Source organism: Bradyrhizobium sp. BRP19 (assembly GCF_020194195.1).
GTDB classification, from domain to species: Bacteria; Pseudomonadota; Alphaproteobacteria; order Rhizobiales; family Xanthobacteraceae; genus Bradyrhizobium; species Bradyrhizobium yuanmingense.
The window spans coordinates 191,618-218,340 of the sequence record NZ_JADYVZ010000002.1; the positions used below are offsets into that span (position 1 = coordinate 191,618).

The window sequence follows — 26,723 nt, forward strand, 5'->3', positions numbered from 1 at the left end:
GCGAGGCCACAGGTCGCCGGGCTCAGCGCAGAATCTGGCTCAGGAACAGCTTGGTGCGGGCGTGCTGCGGGGCGGCGAAGAACTCGTTCGGAGTGTTGGCCTCGATGATCTGCCCGGCATCCATGAACACGACGCGGTTGGCGACCTCGCGGGCAAAGCCCATCTCGTGAGTGACGACCAGCATGGTCATGCCTTCCTCGGCGAGGTCGACCATGGTGTCGAGCACCTCCTTGACCATCTCGGGGTCGAGCGCCGAGGTCGGCTCGTCGAACAGCATCACCTTCGGGTTCATGGTCAGGGCTCGCGCGATCGCGACACGCTGCTGCTGGCCGCCGGACATCTGACCCGGAAACTTGTTGGCCTGGTGCGGGATCTTGACGCGCTCGAGGAACTTCATCGCCGTCACCTCGGCGTCCTTCTTGGGGATGTTGCGGACCCAGATCGGCGCCAGCGTGCAATTGTCGAGCACGGTCAGATGCGGGAACAGGTTGAAGCTTTGGAACACCATGCCGACTTCACGGCGGACCGCGTCGACGTGCTTGAGGTTCGGTCCGAGCTCGATGCCGTCGACGACGATCTCGCCTTCCTGGAATTCCTCCAGCGCATTGATGCAGCGGATCAGCGTGGACTTGCCCGAGCCCGAGGGGCCGCAGATCACGATGCGTTCGCCCTTCTGCACCGCGAGATCGACGTCACGCAGGACGTGGAATTCGCCGTACCATTTGTTCAGGCCGGAAATCTTGACGATGGGCTCGGACATGGTGGCCTCGATCAGTTGCGGCGGTGGGCGTTGAGGCGGTGCTCGACGAACAAGGAATAGCGCGACATGCCAAAGCAGAACAGGAAGTAGATGATCCCAGCGAAGGCGAAGCCGGTGAACGCCGTCGACGGCGTCGACCATTTCGGATCCGCGAACGAGGCGCGCAGCGAGCCGAGCAGATCGAACAGCGCCACGATCGAGACCAGCGAGGTGTCCTTGAACAGCGAGATGAAGCTGTTGACGAGGTTCGGAATGACGTGCCGCAGCCCCTGCGGCAGCACGATCAGCGAGGTCGTCTTCCACCAGGACAGCCCGAGGGCGGCGGCCGCCTCGCTCTGCCCGCGCGGGATCGCCGCCAGCCCGCCGCGGACGTTCTCGGCCTGATAGGCGCCGGTGAACAGCGCGATGCCGATCAGCGCACGCACCAAGCCGTCGACGGTGAAATTGCCGGGAAGGAACAGCGGCAGCATGTAGGTTGCGAAGAACAGCACGGTGATCAGCGGCACGCCGCGCCAGAACTCGATGAAGGCGATCGAGAAGATCCGGATCAAGGGAATGGTCGAGCGGCGGCCGAGCGCGAGCGCGATGCCGATCGGCAGCGAGGTGACGATGCCGGTGACGGACACCACCAGCGTCACCAGGAGGCCACCCCACAGATTCGTCGTTACGATCGGCAATCCGCCGTGATCGAGATCCATCAGCCTGATGACGATGGCGATGCCAATGAAGGTGGCGATGCTCGACGCCAGAGCCCGCCCGCCGGTGCGAACACCACCGCCGAGAACGAAGGCGATCAGGCAGACGATCGCGGCCGTGACGCCGAAATCCGCCCAGACGGGCTGGCCGGTGCCCTGGAGATAGTCGCGCAGCCAGGTGAGCGGAAAGATCAGCCAATGGATCACCGTGCCGAGCAGCACGATGAGGCTCCCGAGCACCCACAGCAGCGGACCGACCGCGGAGGTCCTGCTCGAGGTGAGCAGCGCCTGTCCGGCACCGATGATGCTCTCGTCGAACAATTGCAGCAGGCCGGCCGTCCAGCTCAGCCCGAAGCCCTTGATGCCTCCGCCGTGCAGCAGGAAGAACGCCACCACCGGAAAGGCGACGAAGAACAGGCCGGCATTCAGGCTCTTCGCCGGCAGCCGCGGAATGAGCAGCGGCAACAGTAGGACCACTGCAAGCAACAGCGTCAAGTTCACCCGCCAACGCTCGGCCTCGGGATAGAAGCCGTAGATCAGTTGCGGGAGCTTCGCCTGGATGTAGGGCCAGCAGGCGCCGACCGCAAAGCCGGCGTTCTCGGCGAGGCACGCGGTGCGGTCCTTACCGCTCCAGACCGCATCGACCAACAGGAACTTGACGGAGGGAACGATGGTGAACCAGAGCAGCAAGGCGCCGACGATCGTCAGCAGGATGTTGGTCGGCGAGTTGAACAGGCGCGTGCGCATCAGGCCGATGAAGCCCGTGGTCTTCACCGGCGCCGGACGCTCGGCGAGCAGGTCCTGGCGGACGAAGCTGGACGAGATGACATCGCTCATGCGCCGAGGCTCCGGCTGACGCGCCACCCGTAGACGCTCATGATCGCGCTGGTGAGGAGCGAGATCAGGAGATAGACGCCCATCGTCATGGCGATGATCTCGATCGCCTGCCCGGTCTGGCTCAGCGACGTGCCGGCAAACACCGACACCAGGTCAGGATAGCCGATCGCGACCGCCAGCGACGAGTTCTTGGTGAGATTGAGGTACTGGTTGGTTAGCGGCGGCACGATGACGCGCATGGCCTGCGGCACGACGATGAGGCGGAGCGTGGCGCCGCGGCTGAGGCCGAGCGAAGATCCCGCCTCCATCTGCCCCTTGTGAACGGACAGGATGCCAGCGCGCACGATCTCGGCGATGAAGGCGGCGGTATAGGTCGCCAGCGCCACCGTCAGCGCCACGAATTCCGGGATGATGCGTGAGCCGCCGGCGAAGTTGAACCCCCTCAGCTGCGGCAGCTCGAAGGTGAAAGGCAGACCGAAGACCAGCATCGTGGCCAGCGGAAGCCCGAACAGCAGGGCCAGCACGGAAGGCCAGATGCGGATCACCTGCCCGCGCTGAAACAGCGCTCGCCTTGCGTAGACGCGCAGCGCCAGTGAGGCGACGATGCCGAGCGCCAGCACCGCCAGGAACGGCGCGAGACCGCTCTGACCGATCGGGCTGGGAATGACGAGGCCTCGATTGCTGATGAAGGCAATGCCGAACAGGGAAATGCTCTGCCGCGGATTTGGCAGGGCCGCGAGCACCGCCAGGTACCAGAACAGGATCTGGAACAGCAGTGGCAGGTTGCGGATGACCTCGACATAGATCTCGCCGACCCGCGACAGCAGCCAATTGGGCGACAGCCGGCACAGCGCGACGATGAAGCCGATCACCGTGGCGAAGACAATGCCCACCACGGAGACCACGAGCGTATTCAACAGTCCGACCACGAACACGCGCAGGAACGTGTCCGAGCCGGTATAGGAGATCAGGGTCTGGTTGACGTCGAAGCCGGCATTGTTCCTGAGGAAGCCGAAGCCGGCAGCGATGTGCTGGTTCTCGAGATTGGCCCGCGCGTTGGAGACGATCTCGTAGCCGATCCAGCCCAGGATCGCCGCGAAGGCAAACTGGACGGCAACGCCGTTCCAGCCTGCCTTGCCGCCCAGAATGCGCCGGATCTTCAGCGCGATCTGGGGCGGCGGTTTTCGAGCCTCGGTGCTCATGCCGCTGCCGGCCGATCAGGGCTGATCAGCGGATCGGGGGCGCGTACTGAAGACCGCCCTTGTTCCAGAGATTGTTGACACCGCGATTGATGCCGAGCGGCGAACCGGCGCCGACGGTGCGATCGAACACCTCACCGTAATTGCCGACGGTCTTGACGATCCGCACCACCCAATCCTTGGTCAGGCCGAGCTGTTCGCCGAAATTGCCGTCGCTGCCGAGCACGCGCTTCAGCTCGGGATTTTCCAGCTTCGCCTTCTCGTCGATGTTCTTCGAGGTCACGCCGAGCTCTTCGGCGGTGAGCATCGCGAACAGCGTCCATTTCACGATGTCGAACCACTGGTCGTCGCCGTGCCGCACCATCGGGCCGAGCGGCTCCTTCGAGATGATCTCGGGCAGCACCATGTGGTCGTTGGGGCTGGCGAGCTTGAGGCGGTTGGCGTACAGGCCCGACTGGTCGGTGGTGAAGACGTCGCAGCGGCCGGCCTCATAGGCCTTGACGGTCTCGTCGTTGGTGGCGAACGCGATCACCTCGTACTTCATGTTGTTGGCCTTGAAGTAGTCGGCGAGATTCTGCTCAGTGGTGGTGCCGGTCTGCACGCAGACCGATGCACTGTTGAGCTCGAGCGCCGAATTCACCTTGAGCGACTTCTTCACCATGAAGCCCTGCCCGTCGTAATAGGTCACGCCGGTGAAATTGGCGCCGAGCGAGGTGTCGCGCGAGATGGTCCAGGTGGTGTTGCGCGAGAGCACGTCGACCTCGCCGGATTGCAGCGCCGTGAAGCGGTCCTTGGCCGACAGCGGCACGAACTTGACCTTGGTCGGATCGTTGAAGATGGCGCCGGCAATGGCGCGGCAGACGTCGACGTCGATGCCGGTCCAGTTGCCCTTGTCGTCGGGCGAGGAGAAGCCCGGCAGGCCCTGGCTGACGCCGCAGGACAGCATGCCCCGATCCTTGACGGTCTTGAGCGTTTGCGCATCGGCGGCTTGGGCGGTGAGGCCGGCGGCGAGAGCAAGGGAGAGAGCCAGGGTTACGCGTTTCATGGGCTTTGGGCCTTTCAAGGTCGTCTCAAGGTCAGGAATGTTGTCTTAGGATCGTCTCTGCCAAACCAGGTCCTTCAAGAATCCGGCCTTGCAAGAGTCATGCTGGAAAACCTTGCCGAACACTCGCCGATCTCGGGAGCCCATACCTTCATCCCCGCCGCCGGCGCCCGCCATCTCTTGGCTGTGACGCGACGTCCGGTCAGGCAATGGATCGAAGGTCGCGGCAGGCCCCTCAACATGCGGCGACTGAATAGCACCTGCGCATCACAGAACGACTGGCGTTCCGGGTCAAGGGGTTGACGGGACTCTTCTGTGTTCTGTTATTAACGACCGCGGCCTTTCGGTCGGCCCAGGGGCGCGATGCGTCCGGTGGAAACGCGGTTTTGAAAGCAGGCGCATGGATTCTTCGTCCCCCCAAGAGCAGCACGCCGAGACCCGGCTGGTCACCTCCGGCCGCGACACCAAGGCGCAGAAGGGGTTCGTCAATCCGCCGGTCTTCCACGGCTCGACCGTGCTCTATCCGACCGCAGAGGACCTGCACGCCCATCGCGGCGAGTTCACCTACGGCCGTCACGGTTCCCCGACCACCAAGGCGTTCCAGGAGACGCTGATGGCGCTGGAGGGTCCGCAATGCGCCGGCGTCGGTATCGTGCCGTCGGGGCTGTCGGCGATTTCCACCACCCTGCTCTCGGTGCTCAAAGCCGGCGACCACATCCTGGTGGTCGACAACATCTATCGGCCCTCGCGCAATTTCTGCAACGGCATGCTCACGCGCTACGGCGTCGAGACCACCTATTTCGATCCGATGATCGGCGCGGGCATCGACAAGCTGTTCAAGCCCAACACCCGGGCCGTTCTGGTGGAGGCGCCGGGCTCGCAATCGTTCGAGATGCCCGACATCCGCGCCATCGCCGAAGTCGCACATGGGCGCGGCGCGCTCGTCATCGACGACAACACCTGGGCGACGCCGCTCTATCACCGCTCGCTGGACCAGGGCGTCGACATCAGCATGCAGGCCGCGACGAAATATATCGGCGGCCATTCCGACATCATGTTCGGCACCATCTCGGCCAACGCCAAGGCCTGGCCGATGATTGCCGAAGGCATCCGCTTGCTCGGCGTCTGTGCCGGCCCCGACGACGTCTTCCTGGCGCTGCGCGGCCTCCGCACGCTGTCGGTGCGGCTGGCGCAACATCATCGCTCCGGGCTCGAGATGGCGCGCTGGCTGGCGGCAAGGCCTGAGGTTGCGCGCGTGCTGCATCCCGGGCTGGAGACCGATCCCGGTCATGCGATCTGGAAGCGCGACTTCACCGGCGCCTCGGGCCTGTTCAGCATCGTGCTGAAGCCGGCGCCGCAGCAGGCGGTCGACACCATGCTTAATACGCTGAAGCTGTTCGGCATGGGCTTTTCCTGGGGCGGGTTCGAGAGCCTTGCAATTCCCTTCGATTGCGATGCCTATCGCACCGCGACTAAATGGGCGCCCGGCGGCCCGACGCTGCGTCTCCACATCGGGCTCGAGAGCACCGACGACCTCAAGGCCGATCTCGATCGCGGCTTCGCTGCCCTGAAAGCGGCCATGTGAGCATCAGGATTGGGCATCTCGCCCAACAACGTGCCAGGCTTCAACAAGCGAAGCCGAACGCTGGATCAGCGGTCCAGCGTCTTCGAGGCGGTGCCGCGGTTCTTCCAGATCAGCATGATGTTTCTGATATAGATGATGGTCGCGAGCGACTGTCCGAGGATGATGACGGGCTCGCGCTTCACGACGCCATAGACCAGCGTCATCAGCCCGCCGCCCATCGAGCAGAACCAGAACGCCATCGGCACCACGCTGTTGCCGGCGCGCTCGCTCGCGATCCACTGCACCAGGAAGCGCGCCGTGAAGAACAGCTGCGCGACCAGGCCGAATGCCAGCCAGAAGTCGAACTTGGCGACGAAGACGTCATAGAGATAATTGCTCAGCGCCTGACCGTATTGAATGATCATGCGTCCACCTCGGTCACTTCTGGCGTCGGCTTCTTGCGGCGGATCAGCCACCAAACGCCGGCGAGATCCATGATGCCGATCCACAGCCGGTCGAAGAAACCATAGTTGGACACGCCCGAATGGCGCGGCCGGTCGATCACGTCGACATAGGCGATGTCGTAGCCTTCGCGGCGGACCAACGCGGGAAGGAAGCGATGCAGCCCGTCAAAATAAGGCAGCATCAGGAAGACGTCGCGGCGGAACGCCTTCAGCCCGCAGCCGGTGTCGCGCGTGCCGTCCTTCAGGATGGCGTTGCGAACGCCGTTGGCGATGCGCGACTGGAATTTCTTGAAGCCGGTGTCCTTGCGCCCGATCCGCTGGCCGGCCGCGAGACCGACGCGCCCTGCCCCCTTCTCGACCGCCGCGATCAGGTCGGGCAGGAAGGCCGGATTGTTCTGGCCGTCACCATCGAGCGTCGCCACGATCTCTCCGCGCGCCGCGCGCACGCCGCTGCGCACGGCCGCCGACTGGCCGCCCGATCTTGCATGGCGAAGCTGACGCAGATTGCTCTGCTGCTTCATGATGGCGCCAAGCCGCTCGCCGGTGGCGTCGGTCGAGCCGTCGTTGACGTAGATGATCTCATAGGGCCAGCGGCCATCGAGTGCCGCGCCGATCTCCGCGATCAGCGGCGCGATGTTGTCGGCTTCGTTGCGCACGGGAACAACGATGGACACCGAAGGCTGGGACGTCGACAAATCGAGGCTCGTGGTTGGAATTGACCTGCCCAAAGGACCTGCCCAAGGGAACCGGCGGTCCCGGCAGGCAGCCGCTTTTATGGGGCGGATGCCCGGTGGGCAACCCTTTTGAGGCGGTCGGAAAACGTCCCTGAAAGCGGCACGATGGTGCCGTCGGCGCGGATGGCAAATCCGAGCTTTCGGGCCGCGAACCAGTAATGAACGGCCATGGCGCCCACCGTTCCGACCAGAGCGCCGGCGACCACGTCGCTCGGATGATGCGCCAGCAACACCAGGCGCGTCAGCACGATCACGATTGCGTAAGTGAACATGAAGACGCGCAGACGCGGCCACAGTGCCGAGACGGCAAACGCCAGGGCGAACGCGGCCACGGCGTGGCCTGACGGCAGGCTGGCATAAGCCCCCGTCCCCTCGAACGGGACGAAGTTGAACGGATTGGCCTTGCCCCCGACGAACGGACGTCCGCGGCCGATGACATATTTCAGGATCTCGGCGACGAAGGCTGACACGGCAACCGACAGAAACAGGAATTGCAGCCGCGTGCCGAAGCCGAGCAGCAGCGCGCGGCGGCTCCCACGCAGCCCGGCCGCGACGAGCGCCAGCACCACCAGCGCAGCCCCCAGCACCGAGAGGATATACTCGTCCTTGCCGAAATCGGTGAGGATGCGGATCGGCCACAGGCTCGGCGTGCCGCGCGGCGGCATCAGCAGGATCTCGGTCTGATCGAACGCGACCATCAGCACGATGACGAGCGCTGCACCCGCCGTGGCAAGCCACAGCGAATGCCGCGCCAGCTTCCGGGCGGCCTCGGCGCGGCGCGAGTGCGAGGGCGACCGCACGAGCTGCGCCAGCGCGCGCCAGGACACCGCTAGCAATTGCGCAGGATAGCCGGCATGCGCTGCAACGTCGGTCAGAGCCCGCATCCTATTCGGTACCTTCCGATCGGAAGATCGAGATCGAGATCGCGCGCCCTTGCGAGAAGTTATAGCCGTCGATGCGCGCGCCGACCTTGTAGCGCAGCCCGATCGCCTCGGCACGCTGCACGAAGCTGCGCTCCGAGCGCTGCTCGATCAGCGCGAAGCGGCAGCTGCCCTGCCGCAGGAAGTCCGCCGCACCGGAGCCGTCCGTGAGCAAGGTCCGGGTGCCCGCCAGGAAGACGAGGCTCGGCTCGTGATAACCGGCCGCAGCCGCCTTCGGTCCGACGCAGGTGACGTTGCGAAGCGCGCGCGCGATCTCGATGCTGGGAAACAGCGGGGTCAGCGACGGCAGCACGATGCCGTAAATCGTCACGGCGAGCATCAGGCCTGCGACCAGGGCGTTGAGAAACGAGCGCTCGGCGCGGTTGGTATCGAACAGCCACCAGGCGAACAGACCGAAGATCAGCGCGGCCGCGATGAACGGCCAAGCTACGAAAGCGGGCTGCCGCGTCAGTATCACCGAGCCGACCACCGCGATGATGGAGGCGGCTGCGGGGATCGCGAACCACCAGGCCGAGCCGCGCATCAGCCAGGAGCGCGACAGCACGCGCCGCTCCACCGCGCCGGCGGTGAGGATCGCGATCGCGGGATACAACGGCAGCACGTAATGCGGCAGCTTGGTCAGCACCGCCTCGAACACGATCCAGGACGGGATCAGCCAGGCCAGCAGGAACTGCGCACCGGGCTCGCGGCGGGCCCGCCACACCGCGGGCGCCGCCATCGCCGCCAGCGGCGCACCTGGCCAGAACGTGATCCAGAACAGCGCCAGGTAAAGTCCGGGCGGTGCGCCGTGGGATTCCTGGGCGCCAAGCTTGCTCAGCATGTCGCCGCCGACGGAGGTGGTGAAGAAGGTCTCGCCCGCGCGCCAGAAGATCGCGACGAACCAGGGCAGCACCAGCACCAGCATCCACATCAGGCCCCAGACAGGCCGCAGCTTCCACAGCCAGGAGGCGTCGCGGTCCTGGATCGCGAGCGCGACGATGGTCAGGCCTGCGAACATCAGGATCAGCGGCCCCTTGATCAGGATGCCCGCAGCAAGCGCGGTCCAGAAGATCGCGGGCCAGCTCCAGGGCGGATGCGTCTCGTCCTCGGCGCGCTGCCAGGACAGATAGGCCCGCGCCATCGCGCCCATCGCGGCAACCACGCAGAGCAGCAGCACGGCGTCGGTCTTGGCCAGGCGCGCCTCGACGCCGAGCAGCACCGAGGCGCACATCATCAGCGCCGCCAGCACCGCGGCACGCCGCGTGACGAAGCCGAGCGCGGCCCAATACGTCATCAGCACGGCGCCGATCGCCCCCATCAGCGACGGCAGCCGGTAGACCCAGATCCGCAATTCGGCCTTCGGCAGCTTGAGCATCGAGGCGGCCTCGACGGTTGCCGACTGCAACCAGTAGATGCCGACCGGCTTCTTGTAGCGGACGTCGTCCTGAAAGCGGATGTCGACATAGTCGCCGCTCTCGACCATCTGCTTGGTGGCCTGGGCAAACCGTGCCTCGTCGCGGTCGATCGGCGGGATGGTGAAGAAGCCCGGCAGGAACAGCAGCAGCGCACACAGCACCAGGAAGCCGACCGCGCGCGGGTGGCTGGCAGTGACGATGTCGAGCATGCGCACGAGCCCGCTGCCCGGATTTGTGGGCGATTTCGACTCGCGGGGGGCACCAAAACGGGGGCTGGGGTAGGTGTCGGCCATTGGTTCCGCTTACGCTGAAACCGCCATGGCGACAACCGCTTAAGGCAGGGTCATTGAATTCGAATGACGACTGTGTCCGCGGCGCCCGTGGCGTCGATCACGGTGAGCCGTGCAAAGCCCGGGCCGGGCGGATCTATCAGCCGCTGACGGCGGCCGTCGATCTCGCCGAGCGCGGTGCCGTTAACCATGACGGTCATGGGCAGCACGCCGCCGGCGACCTTGACTGGCATCGCCGCGCTCGCCCGGCCACCCGATCGATCGACGTCGATCCGCGAGCCGTTCAGCGGAAACTGGATGTGCAGCGGCTGCTCGCCCCCGCTTCGCACCAGTTCGCCGACCGGACGGAACCGCTTCAAGGGCAGCGGCAGCTTCGCGTTGCTTGCGACTAGGGTTCCCTTGGGCGGCTTCGGCAAGGCGGTCAGCGTCTTGCCGCTGCGGGCGAAGGCATCGAACAGGATGGGCGCGGCGGCAACGCGTCCGATCAGGCCGGGAACCGGCGCTCCGTCCGGACGGCCAACCCAGACGCCGATGGTCATGCGACCGTCGAAGCCGACCGACCAGGCGTCGCGATAGCCGTAGGAGGTGCCGGTCTTGAAGGCGATGCGGTTGTGGGCGGCGTTCTCCGGCGGTGGCGTGCCGAGCAGGACGTTGCCGACCTGCCAGGCTGCGACCTGATCCAGCAGCCGCAGCGGCTCCCGATCGTCCCTGGCCGTCACGATCTCGCGCAGCGGCTTGGTGGTCCCGAGGCGGGCAAAGCCGGCATAGAGCTGGGCCAGATCCTGCAGCGTCACGCCGACGCCGCCGAGCCCCATGGCGAGGCCGGGCGCTTCGTCCTTGGGCAGGACGAGGTTGCCGCCGGCCTGCCGCAGCCGCGAGGTCAGCCGGCTCGAGCCGACGCGGTCGAGCAGCACGATGGCCGGCACGTTCAGCGACAGTTGCAGAGCCTTCCTCACCGGAACCGTGCCCTGGAAAGTCATGTCGAAATTTTCCGGCGCATAGGAGCCGAAGCGGACCGGGCGGTCGTCGATCAAGCTGTCGGGATGGACAAAGCCGTCCTCGAAGGCGAGCCCGTAGATGAAGGGCTTGAGCGTCGAGCCGGGTGAGCGGATGGCGCGGGTCATATCGACCTGCCCCGCCCGGCTCTCGTCGAAATAATCGGCCGAGCCGACGCGGGCGAGCACGTCGCCGCTCTCATTGTCGACCACGACGATTCCGACCGAGATGTTCGGACCCAGCGCAGTTGCGCGGTCGCGCGCCAGCGGCTCCAGCACCTTCTGCAAGGTCGCATCGAGCGTCAGCTTGATGATCGGCGCGTCCTTGACCGTCGACTGCGCGGCGTCGGAGGCATGCGGCGCCAGGATCGGCATCGGCCTGCGCAGTTTCGGCACCGGCATCGCTTTGGCCTGATTGGCGTCGTCGGCGCTGACCACGTGCTCCTCGACCATGCGGTCGAGCACGCGGTCGCGCGCCTTGCGCGCAGCCTCCGGAAACCGGTCGAGCCGGCGTGTCTCCGGCGATTGCGGCAGCGCGACCAGCAACGCGGCCTCCGCCAGCGACAGCCGCTTCGGCTCCTTGCCGAGATAGGAGATCGACGCCGCGCGGATGCCTTCGAGATTGCCGCCATAGGGCGCCAGCGCCAGATAGAGATCGAGGATCTGCTCCTTGCTCATGCTGCGTTCGATCTCGATGGCACGCACGATCTGCCGCAATTTTGCGTAAAGCGAGCGCTGCCGCCGCGGCTCCATCAGACGGGCCAGCTGCATCGTGATGGTCGAGCCGCCCGAGACGATGTGGCCGCGCGTTCCGAGCTGCAAGGCGGCGCGTCCCAGGGCGAGCGGATCGATGCCGCCATGGGCGTAGAAGCGCTGGTCCTCATAGGCGAACAGCAGTTTCAGGTAGGTCGGATCGACGTTGGTCCTGGCATCGACCGGCAACCGCCAGCGCCCATCCGCCATCGCATAGGCGCGCAGCAGCTTGCCGTTGCGATCGATGATGGTGGTTGAGACCTGGCGGGCTTCGTCGAGCGGGAGCGGGCCGAGCGAGTAGACCCAGCCAACGAAGCCGATGATGGCGAGGATAAAGGTGAGCGCGGCTGCGGAGAGAAGGCGAAAGGCGATCCGCCCCCTCCGCCCGTCATGGCCGGGCTTGACCCGGCCATCCACGCCAACACCCACCGCCGGCGCGGCTGTGGATGCCCGTGTATGTGGCTCGACCTCGCTCATCTCACTCACTTCGCCGCCCGCACCTCGACACTGCCCGTGCCGGTCCGGCCATAGCGCGAGGGATTGTACATGTCCTCGACATAGGCCTGCGGCAGCACGTATTTGCCGGGCGAGACCGCGCGCACGACATAGCCGAGCGTGAAGACCGACTTGGAATCCGAGGCCCGGTCGACGGCCGCGGTGAAGCGGTCGTCGCGGAATTCGGTATGTTCCGGCTCCTCGCCGTCCTCGATCCAGTCCAGCGTGCCGCTGTCGCCGGACGACACCAGGTTCGGATTGTCGATCTCCAGGCCCGCCGGCAGATAGTCGGACACCATGATGTGGCCGTACTCGGGCTTGGCCTCGGTGATCTTCAGCACCACCGCAAAGCGCTGGTTCTGCTTGACCTTGCTGATGTCCGCGGGCTTGCCGTCGAGCGTATAGTAGCCGCGCTCGATCTTGAAGCCGTTGGACGCCGCCGGCTCCGGCGTGACCGGCGAGCCCGACACCGAGACGACCGCCTGCACCGGCGCCTCGCCGGTGTTGGTGATCTTCGGCGGCTTGCCACCCAGCGTGTCCGCCTTGTAACTGCGGTACAGCGCAGTCTTGACCGGCTGCCCATCGACCTCGATCGAGAGGTTCTCCTTGGCGAGCGCCCGTGCCGCCAGCACCAGCCACGCATTCTCCTGCGTGGAGGTGTAGGGCGTCAGCCCACGGGCGGTCTCGACCCGCGACACCGCCTGCGTCAGCGTCGCCCTCGGCGCATTGCCTTCACTGGCGAGCGACACCAATGCTGCGGCATCGCGCAGCTGCGAGCCGTAGTCGGTGCGGCCGAATTCCAGCGCGGGCTTCGGCGCAAGGCTGTCGAGCGCCGCGCCATAGACCCGTTCGGCGCGGTTGCGGTCGCCGACCAGGGCGAGCGCCGCCGCAAGCTGCGATTTCGCGATTGGGGTCGCGAGGTTGGCGAGCTTGGTATCGGCGAGATAGCGGAGATCGCCGATCGGAGCTGCGCCGTTACGGGCGAGCACATAGAGGCCATAGGCGAGATCGCGGCCACCGTCCTTCTCCGGCTCGTCGGCATTGACGACGGAGTTGCGGATACGGTCGAGCGCGTTCTTGAACAGCACGTCCGGCACCGCAAAGCCCTTCTCGCGGGCACGGGTGAGGAAGTCCGTCACGTAGGCATCGAGCCAGGCATCGTCGCCGCCGGCCAGCCACAGGCCGAACGAGCCGTTCGAGCCCTGGCGCGCCAGCAGCCGCTCGATGGCGTCGCGGATGCGCTGGTCGACCTCGGTGTCCATGGCAAGATGCGCGCCGGCCGCGAGCTCGTTGACATAGAGCAGCGGCATCGCCCGGCTCGTGATCTGCTCCGAGCAGCCATGGGGATAGCGGTCGAGCGCTTTCAGGATCGTTGCCGCATCGAGCGCGGTCGACAGGCTGGCCGAAACAGAGACACTGCCAGTGCCCGGCACGAGGTCGGAGAACATGTCCGAGCTCAGCGTCAGGCTCTCGCCCTTCGCCAGCGTCCGGATCGAGCGCCGCGCCAGCACCTGCGTCGCCGGCTTGACGTCGAACACATAGTGACGCACCAGCGCGAGGCCATTCGGCCCCTTGATGTCGACGTCGAGCGTCGCCTGCCCCGCCGCGGTCGCATCGAGCGCGAGCGAGAACGAATTGCGCTGCTTGGCGGCGAGCTTCACCGTGGTTGCGGGATTGCCGGTCATCTTCACCGGGCCGCCCGCCTTCACGTTGATGACGTAGTCGCCGGCCTGGCCCTCCACATTGTCGATCTCGAGATTGACCGAGCCGCGGTCGCCATTGAGCAGGAAGCGCGGCAGCGTCGTCGTGAGCACGACGGGATCGCGGATCACGACGTCGGTGTTGGCGCGGCCGAGCTTGGTCGCGGTCCACGCCACCGCCATCACGCGCGCGGTGCCGGCGAATTCCGGAACATCGAAGCTCACTTCGGCCGAGCCGTCGGCGGCGACCGTGACGATGCCGGAATAGAGCGCGAGCGGCTTCTGCGTGGGCGGCGAGCCCTGTAGCTCGCCACCGGCGTCGCCGCCGGACTTGATCTGGCCGCGCGTGCCCGACATGCCGTCGATCAGCTGCCCGTAGAGGTCGCGGATCTCGGCGCTGAGGCGACGCTGGCCGAGATAATAATCGTCCGGCGCCGGGGGCTTGTAATTGGTGAGATTGAGGATGCCGACGTCGACCGCGGCGATGACGACCTTGGCGTCCTCGCCCGGATTGAGCCCATCGAGCTTGACGGGGATCTTCAGCGTCGAATTCGGCCGGATCAGCGAAGGCGGCGACAGCTTGACCTGCAAGGTGCGAGCCTGCTTGTCGATGCCGAACCATTTCAGCCCGATCGCACGGCCAGGCATGCGCTGGGCGGCGGCATCGAGCGGACGGCGCAGCGTCGCCACCACATAGGCGCCGGTGCCCCAATCCTTGCCGATCGGGAGCTTGACCTGCGCGGTGCCTTCCTTGACGTCGATGGTCTGCGTCGTCAGCAGCCGCTCGCCGAGCACGTTGATGGTGAGCTTGCCGGCGCTGCGGACGTTGACGGACACCGTCATGGTGTCGCCGGAGGCGTATTGCGGCTTGTCGATCGAGGTCTCCAGCAGGTCCGGCGTGTCGGCGCTGCCGTCCGAGTACCAGCCGACGTCGAACTGCACCGAGGTCACCGGGCCGTCGGCCTCGTTCGACTTGACGTCGAGCCGGTAGCGGCCGGGCTCCGGCGTGAGCGAGAGCCGCGTCGGCTTGTCGACCGTAACAGTGACGTCGCCGTCGGCGACGCGCGAGGTCGACTTGACCGGCTCGTACTCCCAGTAATTGTTCTGGCGGTACCACTGGTAGCGCGATTCGATCTTCAGGAGCTCGTAGCGCAGACCGTCGCGGCGCAGCTTCTCGCCGTCCGGCGAGACGAACACGACGTCGAACTCGGCCTTGTCGCCCTCCGTGACGTTCTTGTCGCCGAACAGCGGCTTGATGCCGATCTGCGCCGTTGCCGGCGCGACCGGCAGCACGATCTTGCGCTCGACGGCGCGGCCGCCGGTCTCGACCATGCGGACGAAGATCTGTGCCTCCTGCGGGCGCGTCGAGGCCGGCTGCTTGTCCAGCGTCACCGGGAAGGTCGCGACGCCATTGGCGTCGGCCTCCGGCAGGTTCTCCAGCGGCGTGCGCTCGTTCGAGGTGGTCTCTTCGTCGTCGACGCCGAACTTGTAGCCGGCAAAGCCGGGCCGCTCGGCCGCCGGCGCGATCAGCATGTCGCCTTCGAGCTGCAGGCCCGAAGCAGGTGCGCCATAGAGGAAATGACCGTCGGCCTTAAGCTCCACTGGAGCGTTAGCTTTGATCAGCTTGTCCTTGGCGGACAAGTCGAATTCGATCCGATCGGGGACGTAATCCTCGACCATGAAGGTGGTCTCGCCGACCGAAGCTCCCTTCGGATCGGTGAAGGCGCGCACCCGCCAGGTGCCGGTCGGTACGGCCGAGTTGAGCGGCACGGACAGCGTGCGGCCGCCGGCGCCCTGATCCGCCAGTACGGCGCGACGATATTCGACGCCGTCCGGGCGCTCGACCACCAGCGTCATCGGCCCGCCGGTGACGGCATTGCCCTGCCCGTCGCGCAGCAGCGCGGTGAGGAACACGGTCTCGCTGGAACGGTAGACGCCACGCTCGGCATAGACGAAGGCATCGGCGCCGGCGGGCACCGCGCGCCCCGAAACGCCGCGGTCGGACAGGTCGAAGGCCGAGGTCTTCAGGCTCAGGAAGGCATAATCGGCCTTCTCGCCGGTGACCGTGAGCATCGCCGGCGACAATCCGCCCTCGCCGCGCGCAAGGCCGGCCTCGAACAGCACGTGACCGGCATCGTCGGTCTTGCGCGTCGCCAGGATCTCGTTGTTGCGCGCGACCAGGCGCACCTCGGCCTTGCCGACCGGGTCGGTCGACGCCAGCGAGTTGACGAAGACATGAATGCCGTCATTGCCGGAATAAGCGGCGACGCCGAGGTCGGAGACGATGAACCATTGCGTGGCGAGCTGGTAGTCCTCGTCCGAGGCGCTCGCCGCGGCCGTCATGACGTAGACACCGGGCTGGAGCTCGCCGAGTGCCTGGTCGACCGGGAAGGCCGTGGTGACGTCCTGGTTCAGCGTCGTCGCGGTCGCAAGCTCGCCGGTCCAGACCTTGACGCCGCGCTCGTCGCCGAGCTCGCTGAGCTGGTACTTCGACAGCGTCCTCTGGAAATCGCTGTCGACCACCGTGTTGATCAGGTTGCGGTCGCCGATCCGGAAGACATTGATGCTAACCGCAGGCGTGTTGACACTGACGACGGGAATGCCGCGCTGGCCGGTCCGCGGCAGCACATAGGCACGGCTGGTGAAGCGCACGAACGGCTTGCGGTCGCGCACATAGATGTTGAATTCGGCCGATTTCGGCAGCCCCTCCTTCACGGTCGACGGCAAGCCGGCGCGCAGGTTGATGTTGTAGCGCTCGCCGTGCTTCAGCCCGTCGACGCAGAGCTGCTTGCCTTCGGCCGACAGCGCCGGGTTGTCCTGGCCTGCAAGCGCCAGGAACGGCGCGAAGTCGGTGCGCTTGGCGAGCTCCTCGGAGAACTGGAAGCAGGCGCGCGGGCTCGCCGAGTCCGAGTCGACGGTATAGTCGAGCAGCCGGAAGCCGTGCTCGTCGCGCATCTTCTCATATTGGCCGCGGACCTCGGCGACCTCGCGCATGTCGAGCGACAGCCGCAGCGCATCCAGTGCCGGCCGCCACAGCTTGCGGTCGGCCAGCGCCTTGCCGAGCACGGCGAGCGCGTCGGCCTCCTCGCCCGGATTGCCGGCGCGCATGTAAGCGATATAGGCCGCCGTCGAGGCGCGCTCCAGCAGGAAGGTCTGCTCGCTCGAGCTCTTCGGCGAGATCTGGAAGATGACCTTGGCGAGCCGCAGCCAGTTGCCGGCATCCTCGGGCGTGGTCGCGGCGATCTGGCCGAGCACCGAAAGGCCGGTGCGGTAATCATTGCGCCGGAAGGCGGCGTCGGCGTCCGTCTTCAGCGTCGCATTGGTCTTGGCGACCGGCCCCGCCTCGCTCTTGATCTGGGCCTCCAGCTTGATCGCGGAATCGGCGAGGTCGTCGCGTTTGAACGCCTTGTCGGCGGCCTGCGCGGTGACAAGGCCGAGCGCCAGCGCGGCGCAGATTGTGACGGCGCGAACGAGACCGATCATCGAAGACTCCCGGAAAGCGCGGACGAACGCCGCGGCGGCAAATGAAATGCGCGGAAAGGTGACGGACTCAAGGCGATGGAACCAGAAGGTGCAAAGCGTCGCTTTCGCCATGACAGAGGTAAGCCCAGAGGAGACCGGCCAAGATATCGCCACGCACGCCGTCCTGATGGCGCAGCACTACCTGACCAGACGACCGGCGGCCGTGCCCCGGAAGCTGTTCAGCGTTCCCGGCGATGTGATCCATCGTCCAGTCCGCTGCCGCTCAACCCGGCACCCTGACACCCCACCGTTCCGCTTTGTCGCCGCACTGAGGAAAACGGTTCGGTTCAGACTTGGCGAAACACCAGTTTTTTCATATTGGCATGCTACATGAACGGCCAGCCGCCCGATCCGAGCGGCTCAAGACGGCCGGCTCAGACGGTCCCGTAGCTCAACTGGATAGAGTAGCGGATTTCTACTCCGCGGGTTGCAGGTTCGAGTCCTGCCGGGATCGCCAGCTCGTTGCCTCGCCGCCGCTCTTCACGAACGCGTGGGTAACCATATGCCGGCCTTTGAACGGCGCCGATCAGCCCTATCTAAGCGCCGGGTGAGACGCGCCCGGTAGGTTTGGGAATGCAGCAATCCGAATTGACGAGAATGGCGATCGCATCTGCGGTCGCGGTCGTTGCGATCTCGTATTTGGCGGTCGACGCGGGCTTGGTGAGCACCAATGCGGTCACGAGGCCCATCAAGGTGGTCCAGGCCTCGATCCTTGGCGCCGCAACGGGACAACGTCAGCCTGCATTTGCAGTTGAGGACTGGGCGCGCCGCGGTCACGACAAGCCGCGACTCGAATATTGCCTGGCGGTCGACTGATCGACGCGCCCGCCCTCCGGTCTATCCACAGCCTGCCCGCTGATGACCCCGCCACCACCGCGCAATGGCCGCGGTGAGATCGTCCCACACCTCCGTCGGCAGGTCCGGCACCGCCACCCGGACGCTGTACTGGTCCGTCGTCGCGTCGTGAAACCACTCGGTCGCGGCGAAATCGAAGCCGAAGCTGCCGGCGTGGCGGATGGGAAAGCCCGCGCGGCGCAATTCGCAGCTCATGTCCTCGGCAGCCTGCCGTGCTGCCGCCTCGTCGAGCGCGCGCCTTCCGCGAAGAGTCACGTAGAGGCCGTGAGCGAAGCGAAGCTGAGCCGAGAGCGCCGGGATCTCGGCGGCAAAGCATCGCGCCGAGCTGCGGCCGTTGCGCAAGATCGCCGCCACGCGCCGCTTCGTCAGCGCCCAATACGCCGCGCTGCCCGCGAAGGGCGGGAAGTGGGCCGGCAATGCCGCGCCGCCGAGCAGCCGCACTGCGTTGCGCGTTTCGAACGCGAGACGTGACCATTCAGCGTCCCCTGCCCGCGGTGGACGCTCATGCCCGCGCACGAAGACGGCCGAGCCGAGGCGGCCATATTCCGCTCCGAGCGAATCGAGCTTGTTGTGGCTTCGCACCAGCACCAGCGCAATTCCGTGTCGCCTGGCCCACCCCACGACGCGCCTGATGCGGCCCGACCTGCCGGCGAAGCACGTCGTATCGAAAATCAGGAGATCGAGGCCCGAGCCGTCACAGCGCAGCACCGCCTCGATGGCGCCGGCGACGGAGCAGGAATCCAGCAGCAGGATCCGCGGCGAGCTCACCCGTGCAAGCGCATCGCCGAGCGGCAGCGGCAAGGGTTCGATCCGCAAATCCGGCATGAAGCTTCGGATCAGCTCCAGCGTCTCGCCATAGCAGCCTGGCAGCACCAGGATATCCGCCTTCGCGACGATCCGCGCGGAGGCGAGCAGCACCGCGGAGATCGCCGCCATCCCCGAGGCAGTGTAGATCGCCGTGCTCGTGCAGCCGCCGTCGAGCTCGTAGAACGACGGACCGCGTACCGTGAGATCGGCCCGCTGGTAGTCGTAACTGAACTCGAACGGCCCGCTGGCGGGATCGGCCGTGTGCGACCAGGCGGTCTCGGTCGCCTTCCACTCGTGTAATTCATGCTCCGCCCTGAGCGCGGCAGTGATCTGGAATTTGGACCTGACGACGTCATCGACGGAACGCGGCGACGCCAAATCGAGCGGGTTTCTCAGGCCGTCGTTCAACAGCCTGAGTTCCCAGTGCTTGCGTTCCAGATAGGCCCGAACGGTCTCCATCGCGCTTCTTGACAGATCCAATCAGGCGTCAACGTCCGGAAATCCCAACGGGTCCAACGTGCCTGCTGCAACGAACCGGCGCCTTCGCAGTTGAAGCCATGCAAGGAGGACAGCATGGCTGACATCAGAGAGCACATGAAGATCATCGGCAAGGACGGCGCACATGTCGGCACCGTCGATCGTCTCGAGGGCAACCGCATCAAGCTGACGCGCAAGGACAGCCCGGAAGGTCACAAGGACCATCATCACTACATCGACACGAAATATGTCGGCGCCGTCGAAGGCGACGTGGTCAAGCTGTCGGTGAATGCCGACGCCGTCCCGAAGACCGAAGCTGCGTAAAACACTGAGCCCCTGCGGGGGCTTTTTGTTTGTTCACGGTCCGACTCCGCTTCGTTCGCGAGTACGAATCGCGACTGCAATTCGATTGCGCGGAGCATTCGTTAACGATGACTTTCTGCGGAAGGTCGCTGCAATGCGATCGGATTTCAGCGCTGCGGATTGACCGGAACGAATGCGCGATCCGCGCGTTGGATGACCGAACTGAGTGGTGCCGACCCGCCAGCCCCGGTCGGCTTTGAAGGACCCCGTGCTTGTCCCCCGAGCACGGGGTTTTTCTCATCTCAGCGCGCTCGGGCCAAAGGCCTGCGCCCGGCTGGATGCGAGGGGCCGGCTTGCTCATCGTGCAGATCGCGGGCGAGTTCGTGCCATGCCAGGGCCAGCTGGATCAGCCGTTGCCTGTCGGCACCCTCGGCCTCCGCGGCGCGCTTCATAGCGGCCTCGGCCTCATGTTGCGGATCGTACTCGGTGTACATGCGCAGACTCTAGCCGGCCATCTGGACGAGTGCGTGGCAATTTCGTCCGTATGATTGCGGGGTAACGACCAGCCTTCCTGCACCGGTCTGTGAACCACGTCACAGCCTGTCCGCGACATCTCCGCTAAACTACGTGTCCAGGCTTCATGGGTGATGTCCGGTCATGACACGCAAAGCAGCAACCGAAGTCATCGTCCCGAGGCAGCGACATCGCGCGGACCTGCTCGGCATCGCCTATCTCGGCACCATCGGCGTCGTCATGGTGGCCTGGATCGCGGGCCTGGTCTGGGCCTCGATCGCATTCTTCGATTGGCTCGTGTCCTGACCGACCAAGGCATTGGCCTGCCAGCTGATCGCCGTTTTAGAGCAGGTAGGGCAACGCCTGCGAGAGTTTAATTCCGCCGCAAACGATCATGGCCCAGAGCGCCACGCTGATCTGGATGGCATCCAGCATGCACCACATCCCCCGCGAATCATCCCGTCATTTTTCTTTGAAATTGACGTGAGGGGGCGACGAGCACCAGAGCCAATTCATAGCAACCGCCGGCGTGCAAAAGGATGAGGCGGGCCCGAAGCCCGCCTCCAATGGTCCGATCCTGCCTGCAAAACTCAATAGCAGGCGCGGGGATCGGCCTGCACATATTGGCCGTTCGGATAGCGGTAGTAGCAGGTGCCCTGCGCCCAGTAATAGCCGGGCTGGGACGCTGCGGTCGCGCCAGCAATCGCGCCCGTCGCGCCGCCAAGAACCGCGCCTGCGGCGGCCCCGGTTGCATTGCCCGAGATCAGTCCGCCCAGCAGGCCGCCGACGAGCGCGCCGCCGAGCGCGCTGGCGCCGGGATCGGCCGGCGGTGGCGGCGGCGGAGGTGGCGGCGCATAGGCCACCGGAGGCCGGGCGTAGACCACCGGCACGTCGTCGATATAGTCCTCTGAAATGTAGGCGGGCGGGCCGGCCATACGCTGCGGATAATAATACCAGACGCCGCCAACGTCCCACCACCAGCCGGATCGGCCATGGCGGACGTCGTGGCGCCAGCGTCCACCCTCCCAGGCAAGGTTGCCGCGATAGGTGTGCCCACCCCAATCACGTGTGGGAGCAGGACCGCGCGCGACGTGACGTCCGGGCGGCGGGCCGCCGGCGTTGTGACCCGCATGGGGCTGACCGCCGGGCTGCGCAGGCCTGGTCGCTTGCTGCGGCGGAGGGCCCTTGCGCATGGGCGGATTGGCCTGTGGCGGCGCGCCTGCTGCCGGCCCGGCCGGCGGTTGGACGACCTCTTGCCGGGACCTGGCCTCTTGCGCCTGCGCCGACAGCGCGAGCAGCGACGTGGCCGAAACCAAGGGAATGAAGATCTTCAGATGTTTGGACGCACTCATGCGTGCTCGCCCCCTGCTCTCATGGCCGTGAATCCCGGGCGCGATCGGCGAATCGCCGCGCGCCGGGCTGATGCCGGCCGAAATCACTGCCCTGCTTGATCGGCTAAGTCCCGTTACAAATGATTAAGATCAGGGCATTTTTTCGGCCCCATGGCCATGCTGTAGAGCGCGCCTAGCGAGCCGGCTCGATCACATTGCAATTGCTTCGCCCGGACATCAGACAATCCTGCATCTTGCTGGCTGCCGTCAGATCCCGGGCAAGCCACCAGCCGACGCCGAGGATCACGACCGCGATGATCAATCCTGCCAGCGCGCCGCGGCGGTCGCCGCCGGACGGAGGCTTGGGCTGACGGTTCGGTCGAGGATGGGGCTCCTCGCCCAGTTCGGATCTGGACTCTGGCTTCGACATGGCCGTCTGGTCACGCTGGCGCGCTGGCTTTACCACCTCTGCGGCGTCGCGTCACATCCCGATCGTCCGGCCCAATTCAGCCCCGGGTCTGCTGGATTGCATCCTTGCGCAAGGTTTCGACCGCCGGAATTGCCTCCTGAACGCGCGGTGCGCAACTCGTGAGCACGAATGCGGTCTGGGTGCATTCCCAATCCGCTCCCAGGACCGCACTTTCAACCGGCTGCGGACGAGCCAGCAGCAGCGCGGCGCCGGTCACGCCTGCCAGGACGACGGCAATCGCGAGCGCCTTCAGGCTTGGTCTTGAGATCGTCATGCCCGTGCTCCGTCTCGTACGGGGCGGACGCTAGGCGTCGCCCATGTGCTCCCTTATGAGGGACATCACAATTCGGCAGTTTTTTCGGGCTACGAGAGATCGTCGGGGGGCGATTTTCGTTGACCTGATCGGCTGCGATTATGGGTGGCTTCGCGACGCGCGCCGATGTACACGCTTCTGCGTCGCGTGGCGCCTGCTATGCCCAGCCGACTTACCAACAGGCACCGATGTAGGATCGAAAGCGAGGAAGACAAGGCTCGTCGATGAGTGGATTCAGGGAACCCGGCTTTGCAGACCGGCAAAAGGCGGCGCAGGACGCCCGCAAAAATCTTTTGAACAAGTTCAAGTCGCAGCCGGGGCCGGATGATCCCGCGGTGGCGGCGAAGCGCGCCGAGCGTGAGGCCCTCGCGGCCAAGCGCGCCGAGGCAAAGGCCGCGCGCGAGGCCGAAAAGGCTGAGCAGAAGCGCCTCGAGGAAGAGGCCAAGGCAGCCGAAGCTGCGCGGATCGCGCGGGAAGCCGAGGAAGCCGCCGAGAAGCAGGCTGCGCTCGAGGCCGAGCAGAAGGCCAAGCGCGATGCGCGCTACGCCGCCCGCAAGGCTAAGCGCAAGTAAAACGCGCTGGTCACGTTCAATTGAACTTGAACTGAGCCATCATTCCGGCGGCCTCAAATGCCGCCGGAATTCGAGAGGACGCGGCCCGCCCAAGGGGCGTTGCGCGATGACGACCCGGGATCAGTTCTTCTTCATCATCCCGTCGTCCTTTTTCATGCCGTCCTTCGACATGTGATCCTTCTTCATGCCGTCGTCCTTGGACATGTGGTCCTTCTTCATCATGCCGTCCTTGGACATCGTGTCCTTTTTCATCATGCCATCATCCTTGCCCATCTTGTCCTGAGCAAAGGCGGCCGGCGCAAACGCGAGGCCTAGCGAGAGAGCGGCAGCCGAGACGCCGAGCACGATGCGGGTGCGAATGGTCATGGTTCATCTTCCTTCGTGATTTGTTTGTCAGCGACGGACGCCGCTATCCTGTCTCGACGGATAGCCGTGTGGCGTTGTTACGCTGACCATCGATAAATTTCTGCGGCCAGCCGCCCTCGTTGATTGGCGAGCCCGCATGGATCGGATGTGCTGCAGCGCAGCACAACCGGCACTTGCCGCGGCACTCTGTCTCGAACTATCAGATGAAAGACCATCGGATGGAGACCGGCTTGGATTGGCCCCGCGGTCGCGAAGAACCCAGTTCAAATCACCTCTGCCAAAAACACTCCGAGAAATGCCCAAAGAAACGCCCAAGGGGATTACATCATGTTCACGCGCCGCCATCTGCTCGCGACCGCCGTCGCGGCACCTGCCATTCTCCGCTTCGGCACCGGCACCGCGCAGGCCGCGACCACGCTGAAGATCTCGCATCAGTTCCCAGGCGGCACTATCGACAAGGGCGATTTCCGCGACCGGCTGTGCCGCATGTTCGCCGCCGAAGTGAGTAAGCGCAGCAATGGCGACATTGCCGCCGAGATCTATCCGAACTCCTCGCTGATCAAGACCAACGCGCAGTTCTCCGCCATGCGCAAGGGCGCGCTCGATATCAGCCTCTATCCGATGCCCTATGCCGGCGGCGAAGTGCCGGAGACCAATATCGGCCTGATGCCGGGCCTCGTGACCAACTACGACCAGGGTCTGCGCTGGAAGAAGGAGCCCGTCGGCAAGGCGCTGACCGACTTCCTGGCCGACAAGGGCATCATCCTGCTCACCTGGGTCTGGCAGGCCGGCGGCGTTGCCAGCCGTTCCAAGCCGATCGTCGCCCCGGAGGACGCCAAGGGCCTCAAGGTGCGCGGCGGCTCGCGCGAGATGGACATGGTGCTGCAGACCGCCGGCGCCTCGGTGTTGTCGGTCCCGTCGAACGAGATCTACGCGGCGATGCAGACCGGCGCCTGCGATGCCGGCATCACCTCCTCGACGAGCCTGATCTCGTTCCGCCTGGAAGAGGTCGCGAAGTCGCTGACCTCGGGCGCGGGCGCCTCCTATTGGTTCATGCTCGAGCCGCTGATGATGTCGAAGGCGATCTTCGACAAGCTGCCGAAGAACCATCAGGACATCCTGCTCGCGGTCGGCACCGAGCTCGAAGCCTTCGGCCGCAAGGGCGCGCAGGATGACGACGTCGAGGTCGCCAAGGTCTATGAGAAGGCCGGAGCCAAGGTCTCGGCGCTCGACGCCGCCACCGTCGGAAAATGGCGCGACATCGCCCGCGACACCGCGTGGAAGGACTACAGCGCCAAGACCGCGACCGCCGCAAACCTGCTCAAGCTCGCCATCGACGTCGCAGCATGAGCCACGGTCCGCTTCCGGATCGTGACGACCGGACGAGCGTTGCCGCGGGGACCGGCCCTGCGGCGGCGATCGATCGCGGTCTCGCCGTCCTCAACAGCATCATCGTCGTGTTCGCCGCGATCGCACTTGTCGCGGCCTGTGCAATCCTGAGCTACAGCGTGCTCAGTCGCGCCTTATACAAGGCGGCCAATTACTGGCAGGACGAGGCCGCCGTATTCCTCCTGGTCGGCGCGACCTTCATGACGGCGGCTTATGTGCAGCAGAACCGCGGTCATATCGGCATCGAGGCCTTCGTCGGCCTGCTCTCGCCATTCGCGAACCAGGTCCGGCTCTGGCTGGTCGATGCCGCCACGTTCCTGTTCTGCGCCTTCTTCACCTGGAAGTCGTGGACACTGGCGCACGAAGCCTATGTCGACGGCCAGGTCTCGAACTCGATGTGGTCGCCGCCGCTCGCCATTCCCTACACGCTGATGGCGCTGGGGATGAGCCTGCTCTGCATCCAGATCCTCGTGCAGCTTGCGCTGCCTTTCGCCGGAGCCAAGCGGCCATGAGCGTTTTCGGTATCGGCGTCGCCTACGGCATCGTGACGCTGCTCGTGATGTTCTCGGGCATGCCCATTGCGTTCGCGCTCGGCGCGGTCGCGGTGGTGTTCATGGCCATCTTCATGCCCTCGGCCTCGCTCGATACGGTGACGCAGAACGTCTACGAGGAGATGGCCTCGATCACGCTGTTGTCGATCCCGCTCTTCATCCTGAAGGGCGCGGCGATCGGCAAGTCCCGCGCCGGCCAGGATCTCTATCTGGCGCTGCATGCCTGGCTGCACCGCGTGCCCGGCGGCCTCGGCGTTGCCAACGTGTTCGCCTGCGCGCTGTTCGCGGCGATGGCGGGGTCTTCGCCGGCAACTTGCTCGGCGATCGGCTCGGCCGGGATCCCCGAGATGCGCAAGCGCGGCTATTCCGGCGGCTTCGCCGCCGGCATCATCGCAGCGGGGGGCACGCTCGGCATCCTGCTGCCGCCCTCGATCACGATGATCCTGTTCGCGGTCGCCGCCGAGAAGTCGCTCGGCCGCCTGTTCCTCGCCGGCATCGGTCCCGGCCTGCTGTTGGTCTTCCTATTCGGCGCCTATGCCGTCGTTCGCTTCCGCCAGGAATATGCCGCCGCCGAGGTGGCTTACAAGAACGGCGAACCGGAGGCTCCGATCTTGCATCGTGACGAGTACACGCTCGCCGAACGCTTCAGCGTGCTGCCGCGCGTGATCCCCTTCGTGCTGCTGCTCACCGGCGTCATGGTCGCGCTCTATGGCGGCTACGCCACGCCGTCGGAGACCGCGGGCCTCGGCGGCCTCCTCGCGCTGGCGCTGATCGCTGCAATTTACAGCGTGTGGCGGCCGAGCGACCTCGCGCCGATCATGAAGTCGACGATCCGGGAATCGACCATGCTGATGATGATCATCGGCATGTCGCTGCTCTATTCCTACGTGATGAGCTATCTGCACATCTCGCAATCGGTCGCCGAATCCATCGTTGCGATGCACCTGCCGCGCTGGGAGCTGCTGTTCGCGATCCTCGTCATGGTCGTGGTGCTCGGCTTCTTCCTGCCGCCGGTCTCGATCATCCTGATGACGGCACCGATCATCCTGCCGCCGCTCCGCGCCGCCAATTTCGACATCATCTGGTTCGGCGTCGTCATGACCATCGTGATGGAGATGGGGCTGATCCACCCGCCGGTCGGCCTCAACATCTTCGTCATCCGCAACGTCGCGCCCGATATTCCCCTGCGCGAGGTGATCTGGGGTACGCTGCCCTTCGTGCTCTTGATGATGCTTGCAGTGCTGCTGCTGTGCCTGGTGCCGGGGATTTCGACCTGGCTGCCGGACCTCGTGATGGGGCCGGACGGGAGCAGGTAGAAGCGATCGCCGGCCTGTAGGGTGGATTAGCCGAAGGCGTAATCCACGTCTTCTGTCGCAGCGGCGACGAACAGCG

24 protein-coding genes and 1 tRNA gene are annotated in these 26,723 nt (G+C 65.6%); 9 read left to right on the forward strand and 16 right to left on the reverse strand.

What is annotated here, in order from left to right:
- Window positions 1-22: 22 nt before the first annotated feature.
- Genes I6F36_RS06580 through I6F36_RS06595 form a run of 4 tightly spaced genes read right to left on the reverse strand, consistent with a single transcriptional unit; the run spans window position 23 to window position 4,536 of the window.
- On the reverse strand, window positions 23-760 hold the full coding sequence (locus I6F36_RS06580) for an amino acid ABC transporter ATP-binding protein (RefSeq protein ID WP_035999552.1): 738 nt from the start codon (window positions 758-760) through the stop codon (window positions 23-25).
- Window positions 761-771: 11 nt separating this feature from the next.
- A complete protein-coding gene (locus I6F36_RS06585; protein ID WP_225171174.1) occupies window positions 772-2,292 on the reverse strand; it encodes an amino acid ABC transporter permease in 1,521 nt (506 codons plus the stop codon).
- Window positions 2,289-3,494, reverse strand: a complete 1,206-nt coding sequence (locus tag I6F36_RS06590) for an amino acid ABC transporter permease (RefSeq protein ID WP_036027974.1) — start codon at window positions 3,492-3,494, stop codon at window positions 2,289-2,291. Before I6F36_RS06590 ends, I6F36_RS06585 begins: the two co-directional genes overlap by 4 nt.
- 25 nt (window positions 3,495-3,519) lie before the next feature.
- A complete protein-coding gene (locus I6F36_RS06595) occupies window positions 3,520-4,536 on the reverse strand; it encodes an amino acid ABC transporter substrate-binding protein (protein WP_035999559.1) in 1,017 nt (338 codons plus the stop codon).
- A 397-nt stretch (window positions 4,537-4,933) separates the two neighbouring features.
- Here I6F36_RS06595 and metC point away from each other — a divergent pair, with 397 nt between their 5' ends.
- The gene (metC, locus tag I6F36_RS06600; protein ID WP_225171175.1) at window positions 4,934-6,118 is read left to right on the forward strand and encodes a cystathionine beta-lyase; all 1,185 of its coding nucleotides are present in this window, start codon (window positions 4,934-4,936) and stop codon (window positions 6,116-6,118) included.
- A gap of 65 nt (window positions 6,119-6,183) precedes the next feature.
- Here metC and I6F36_RS06605 read toward each other — a convergent pair whose 3' ends face one another.
- The 6 genes from I6F36_RS06605 to I6F36_RS06630 all read right to left on the reverse strand — a co-directional run bounded on the left by I6F36_RS06605 (window position 6,184) and on the right by I6F36_RS06630 (window position 17,346).
- A complete protein-coding gene (locus I6F36_RS06605; protein WP_025036223.1) occupies window positions 6,184-6,522 on the reverse strand; it encodes a lipid-A-disaccharide synthase N-terminal domain-containing protein in 339 nt (112 codons plus the stop codon).
- Entirely contained in the window at window positions 6,519-7,256 is a 738-nt protein-coding gene (locus I6F36_RS06610; protein WP_225171176.1) for a glycosyltransferase family 2 protein, read from the reverse strand. Before I6F36_RS06610 ends, I6F36_RS06605 begins: the two co-directional genes overlap by 4 nt.
- Before the next feature lie 77 nt (window positions 7,257-7,333).
- Entirely contained in the window at window positions 7,334-8,179 is an 846-nt protein-coding gene (locus I6F36_RS06615; RefSeq protein ID WP_225125462.1) for a phosphatase PAP2 family protein, read from the reverse strand.
- Window position 8,180: 1 nt separating this feature from the next.
- Window positions 8,181-9,923 carry a glycosyltransferase family 39 protein gene (locus I6F36_RS06620; RefSeq protein ID WP_225125463.1) on the reverse strand — a complete coding sequence of 581 codons (1,743 nt, stop codon included), beginning with the start codon at window positions 9,921-9,923 and terminating at the stop codon, window positions 8,181-8,183.
- Window positions 9,924-9,973: 50 nt separating this feature from the next.
- Window positions 9,974-12,145, reverse strand: coding sequence for a penicillin-binding protein 1C (gene pbpC / locus I6F36_RS06625; protein ID WP_225125464.1), 2,172 nt, complete (start codon window positions 12,143-12,145; stop codon window positions 9,974-9,976).
- A 5-nt stretch (window positions 12,146-12,150) separates the two neighbouring features.
- Window positions 12,151-17,346 carry an alpha-2-macroglobulin gene (locus tag I6F36_RS06630; protein WP_225171177.1) on the reverse strand — a complete coding sequence of 1,732 codons (5,196 nt, stop codon included), beginning with the start codon at window positions 17,344-17,346 and terminating at the stop codon, window positions 12,151-12,153.
- A 419-nt stretch (window positions 17,347-17,765) separates the two neighbouring features.
- On the opposite strand from I6F36_RS06630, the gene I6F36_RS06635 reads away from it, so the two are divergent.
- Both I6F36_RS06635 and I6F36_RS06640 read left to right on the forward strand, forming a co-directional pair.
- Window positions 17,766-17,842, forward strand: a tRNA-Arg gene (locus I6F36_RS06635).
- Between the two features lie 140 nt (window positions 17,843-17,982).
- The gene (locus I6F36_RS06640; protein WP_225112821.1) at window positions 17,983-18,201 is read left to right on the forward strand and encodes a hypothetical protein; all 219 of its coding nucleotides are present in this window, start codon (window positions 17,983-17,985) and stop codon (window positions 18,199-18,201) included.
- A gap of 21 nt (window positions 18,202-18,222) precedes the next feature.
- Here I6F36_RS06640 and I6F36_RS06645 read toward each other — a convergent pair whose 3' ends face one another.
- On the reverse strand, window positions 18,223-19,506 hold the full coding sequence (locus tag I6F36_RS06645; RefSeq protein WP_035999576.1) for a hypothetical protein: 1,284 nt from the start codon (window positions 19,504-19,506) through the stop codon (window positions 18,223-18,225).
- A 114-nt stretch (window positions 19,507-19,620) separates the two neighbouring features.
- On the opposite strand from I6F36_RS06645, the gene I6F36_RS06650 reads away from it, so the two are divergent.
- Window positions 19,621-19,848: a DUF2171 domain-containing protein gene (locus tag I6F36_RS06650; protein WP_025036201.1), complete on the forward strand. Its 228-nt coding sequence runs from the start codon at window positions 19,621-19,623 to the stop codon at window positions 19,846-19,848.
- 281 nt (window positions 19,849-20,129) lie between these two features.
- Here the strand turns inward: I6F36_RS06650 and I6F36_RS06655 are convergent, their stop codons facing one another.
- Window positions 20,130-20,321 carry a hypothetical protein gene (locus I6F36_RS06655; RefSeq protein WP_225171178.1) on the reverse strand — a complete coding sequence of 64 codons (192 nt, stop codon included), beginning with the start codon at window positions 20,319-20,321 and terminating at the stop codon, window positions 20,130-20,132.
- A gap of 163 nt (window positions 20,322-20,484) precedes the next feature.
- Here I6F36_RS06655 and I6F36_RS06660 point away from each other — a divergent pair, with 163 nt between their 5' ends.
- Entirely contained in the window at window positions 20,485-20,646 is a 162-nt protein-coding gene (locus I6F36_RS06660) for a hypothetical protein (protein ID WP_035999590.1), read from the forward strand.
- 284 nt (window positions 20,647-20,930) lie between these two features.
- Here the strand turns inward: I6F36_RS06660 and I6F36_RS06665 are convergent, their stop codons facing one another.
- The 3 genes from I6F36_RS06665 to I6F36_RS06675 all read right to left on the reverse strand — a co-directional run bounded on the left by I6F36_RS06665 (window position 20,931) and on the right by I6F36_RS06675 (window position 22,414).
- Window positions 20,931-21,692, reverse strand: a complete 762-nt coding sequence (locus I6F36_RS06665; RefSeq protein WP_036028017.1) for a hypothetical protein — start codon at window positions 21,690-21,692, stop codon at window positions 20,931-20,933.
- A gap of 172 nt (window positions 21,693-21,864) precedes the next feature.
- Window positions 21,865-22,101 (reverse strand): hypothetical protein, encoded by a 237-nt coding sequence (locus I6F36_RS06670; RefSeq protein ID WP_225112820.1) that lies wholly within the window; start codon window positions 22,099-22,101, stop codon window positions 21,865-21,867.
- A gap of 76 nt (window positions 22,102-22,177) precedes the next feature.
- Entirely contained in the window at window positions 22,178-22,414 is a 237-nt protein-coding gene (locus I6F36_RS06675; RefSeq protein WP_225171179.1) for a hypothetical protein, read from the reverse strand.
- Window positions 22,415-22,677: 263 nt separating this feature from the next.
- Between I6F36_RS06675 and I6F36_RS06680 the strand changes: the two genes are divergently transcribed.
- On the forward strand, window positions 22,678-23,025 hold the full coding sequence (locus I6F36_RS06680; RefSeq protein WP_036027966.1) for a DUF6481 family protein: 348 nt from the start codon (window positions 22,678-22,680) through the stop codon (window positions 23,023-23,025).
- 120 nt (window positions 23,026-23,145) lie between these two features.
- On the opposite strand, the gene I6F36_RS06685 is transcribed toward I6F36_RS06680, so the two are convergent.
- A complete protein-coding gene (locus I6F36_RS06685; RefSeq protein ID WP_035999609.1) occupies window positions 23,146-23,391 on the reverse strand; it encodes a pentapeptide MXKDX repeat protein in 246 nt (81 codons plus the stop codon).
- Between the two features lie 327 nt (window positions 23,392-23,718).
- On the opposite strand from I6F36_RS06685, the gene dctP reads away from it, so the two are divergent.
- Genes dctP through I6F36_RS06700 form a run of 3 tightly spaced genes read left to right on the forward strand, consistent with a single transcriptional unit; the run spans window position 23,719 to window position 26,647 of the window.
- Window positions 23,719-24,741 carry a TRAP transporter substrate-binding protein DctP gene (dctP, locus tag I6F36_RS06690; protein WP_225125469.1) on the forward strand — a complete coding sequence of 341 codons (1,023 nt, stop codon included), beginning with the start codon at window positions 23,719-23,721 and terminating at the stop codon, window positions 24,739-24,741.
- On the forward strand, window positions 24,738-25,292 hold the full coding sequence (locus I6F36_RS06695; RefSeq protein ID WP_225136783.1) for a TRAP transporter small permease: 555 nt from the start codon (window positions 24,738-24,740) through the stop codon (window positions 25,290-25,292). Before dctP ends, I6F36_RS06695 begins: the two co-directional genes overlap by 4 nt.
- Window positions 25,289-26,647: a TRAP transporter large permease gene (locus I6F36_RS06700; RefSeq protein ID WP_057029144.1), complete on the forward strand. Its 1,359-nt coding sequence runs from the start codon at window positions 25,289-25,291 to the stop codon at window positions 26,645-26,647. The genes I6F36_RS06695 and I6F36_RS06700 overlap by 4 nt, the downstream gene beginning before the upstream one ends.
- Window positions 26,648-26,723: the final 76 nt, after the last annotated feature.

Coding starts and splice junctions, on each gene's coding strand:
- I6F36_RS06580 (WP_035999552.1), bottom strand. CDS start 760: ATGTCCGAGCCCATCGTCAAGATTTCCGGCCTGAACAAATGGTACGGC.
- I6F36_RS06585 (WP_225171174.1), bottom strand. CDS start 2,292: ATGAGCGATGTCATCTCGTCCAGCTTCGTCCGCCAGGACCTGCTCGCC.
- I6F36_RS06590 (WP_036027974.1), bottom strand. CDS start 3,494: ATGAGCACCGAGGCTCGAAAACCGCCGCCCCAGATCGCGCTGAAGATC.
- I6F36_RS06595 (WP_035999559.1), bottom strand. CDS start 4,536: ATGAAACGCGTAACCCTGGCTCTCTCCCTTGCTCTCGCCGCCGGCCTC.
- metC (WP_225171175.1), top strand. CDS start 4,934: ATGGATTCTTCGTCCCCCCAAGAGCAGCACGCCGAGACCCGGCTGGTC.
- I6F36_RS06605 (WP_025036223.1), bottom strand. CDS start 6,522: ATGATCATTCAATACGGTCAGGCGCTGAGCAATTATCTCTATGACGTC.
- I6F36_RS06615 (WP_225125462.1), bottom strand. CDS start 8,179: ATGCGGGCTCTGACCGACGTTGCAGCGCATGCCGGCTATCCTGCGCAA.
- I6F36_RS06620 (WP_225125463.1), bottom strand. CDS start 9,923: ATGGCCGACACCTACCCCAGCCCCCGTTTTGGTGCCCCCCGCGAGTCG.
- pbpC (WP_225125464.1), bottom strand. CDS start 12,145: ATGAGCGAGGTCGAGCCACATACACGGGCATCCACAGCCGCGCCGGCG.
- I6F36_RS06630 (WP_225171177.1), bottom strand. CDS start 17,346: ATGATCGGTCTCGTTCGCGCCGTCACAATCTGCGCCGCGCTGGCGCTC.
- I6F36_RS06640 (WP_225112821.1), top strand. CDS start 17,983: ATGGCGATCGCATCTGCGGTCGCGGTCGTTGCGATCTCGTATTTGGCG.
- I6F36_RS06645 (WP_035999576.1), bottom strand. CDS start 19,506: ATGGAGACCGTTCGGGCCTATCTGGAACGCAAGCACTGGGAACTCAGG.
- I6F36_RS06650 (WP_025036201.1), top strand. CDS start 19,621: ATGGCTGACATCAGAGAGCACATGAAGATCATCGGCAAGGACGGCGCA.
- I6F36_RS06655 (WP_225171178.1), bottom strand. CDS start 20,321: ATGTACACCGAGTACGATCCGCAACATGAGGCCGAGGCCGCTATGAAG.
- I6F36_RS06660 (WP_035999590.1), top strand. CDS start 20,485: ATGACACGCAAAGCAGCAACCGAAGTCATCGTCCCGAGGCAGCGACAT.
- I6F36_RS06665 (WP_036028017.1), bottom strand. CDS start 21,692: ATGAGTGCGTCCAAACATCTGAAGATCTTCATTCCCTTGGTTTCGGCC.
- I6F36_RS06670 (WP_225112820.1), bottom strand. CDS start 22,101: ATGTCGAAGCCAGAGTCCAGATCCGAACTGGGCGAGGAGCCCCATCCT.
- I6F36_RS06675 (WP_225171179.1), bottom strand. CDS start 22,414: ATGACGATCTCAAGACCAAGCCTGAAGGCGCTCGCGATTGCCGTCGTC.
- I6F36_RS06680 (WP_036027966.1), top strand. CDS start 22,678: ATGAGTGGATTCAGGGAACCCGGCTTTGCAGACCGGCAAAAGGCGGCG.
- I6F36_RS06685 (WP_035999609.1), bottom strand. CDS start 23,391: ATGACCATTCGCACCCGCATCGTGCTCGGCGTCTCGGCTGCCGCTCTC.
- dctP (WP_225125469.1), top strand. CDS start 23,719: ATGTTCACGCGCCGCCATCTGCTCGCGACCGCCGTCGCGGCACCTGCC.
- I6F36_RS06695 (WP_225136783.1), top strand. CDS start 24,738: ATGAGCCACGGTCCGCTTCCGGATCGTGACGACCGGACGAGCGTTGCC.
- I6F36_RS06700 (WP_057029144.1), top strand. CDS start 25,289: ATGAGCGTTTTCGGTATCGGCGTCGCCTACGGCATCGTGACGCTGCTC.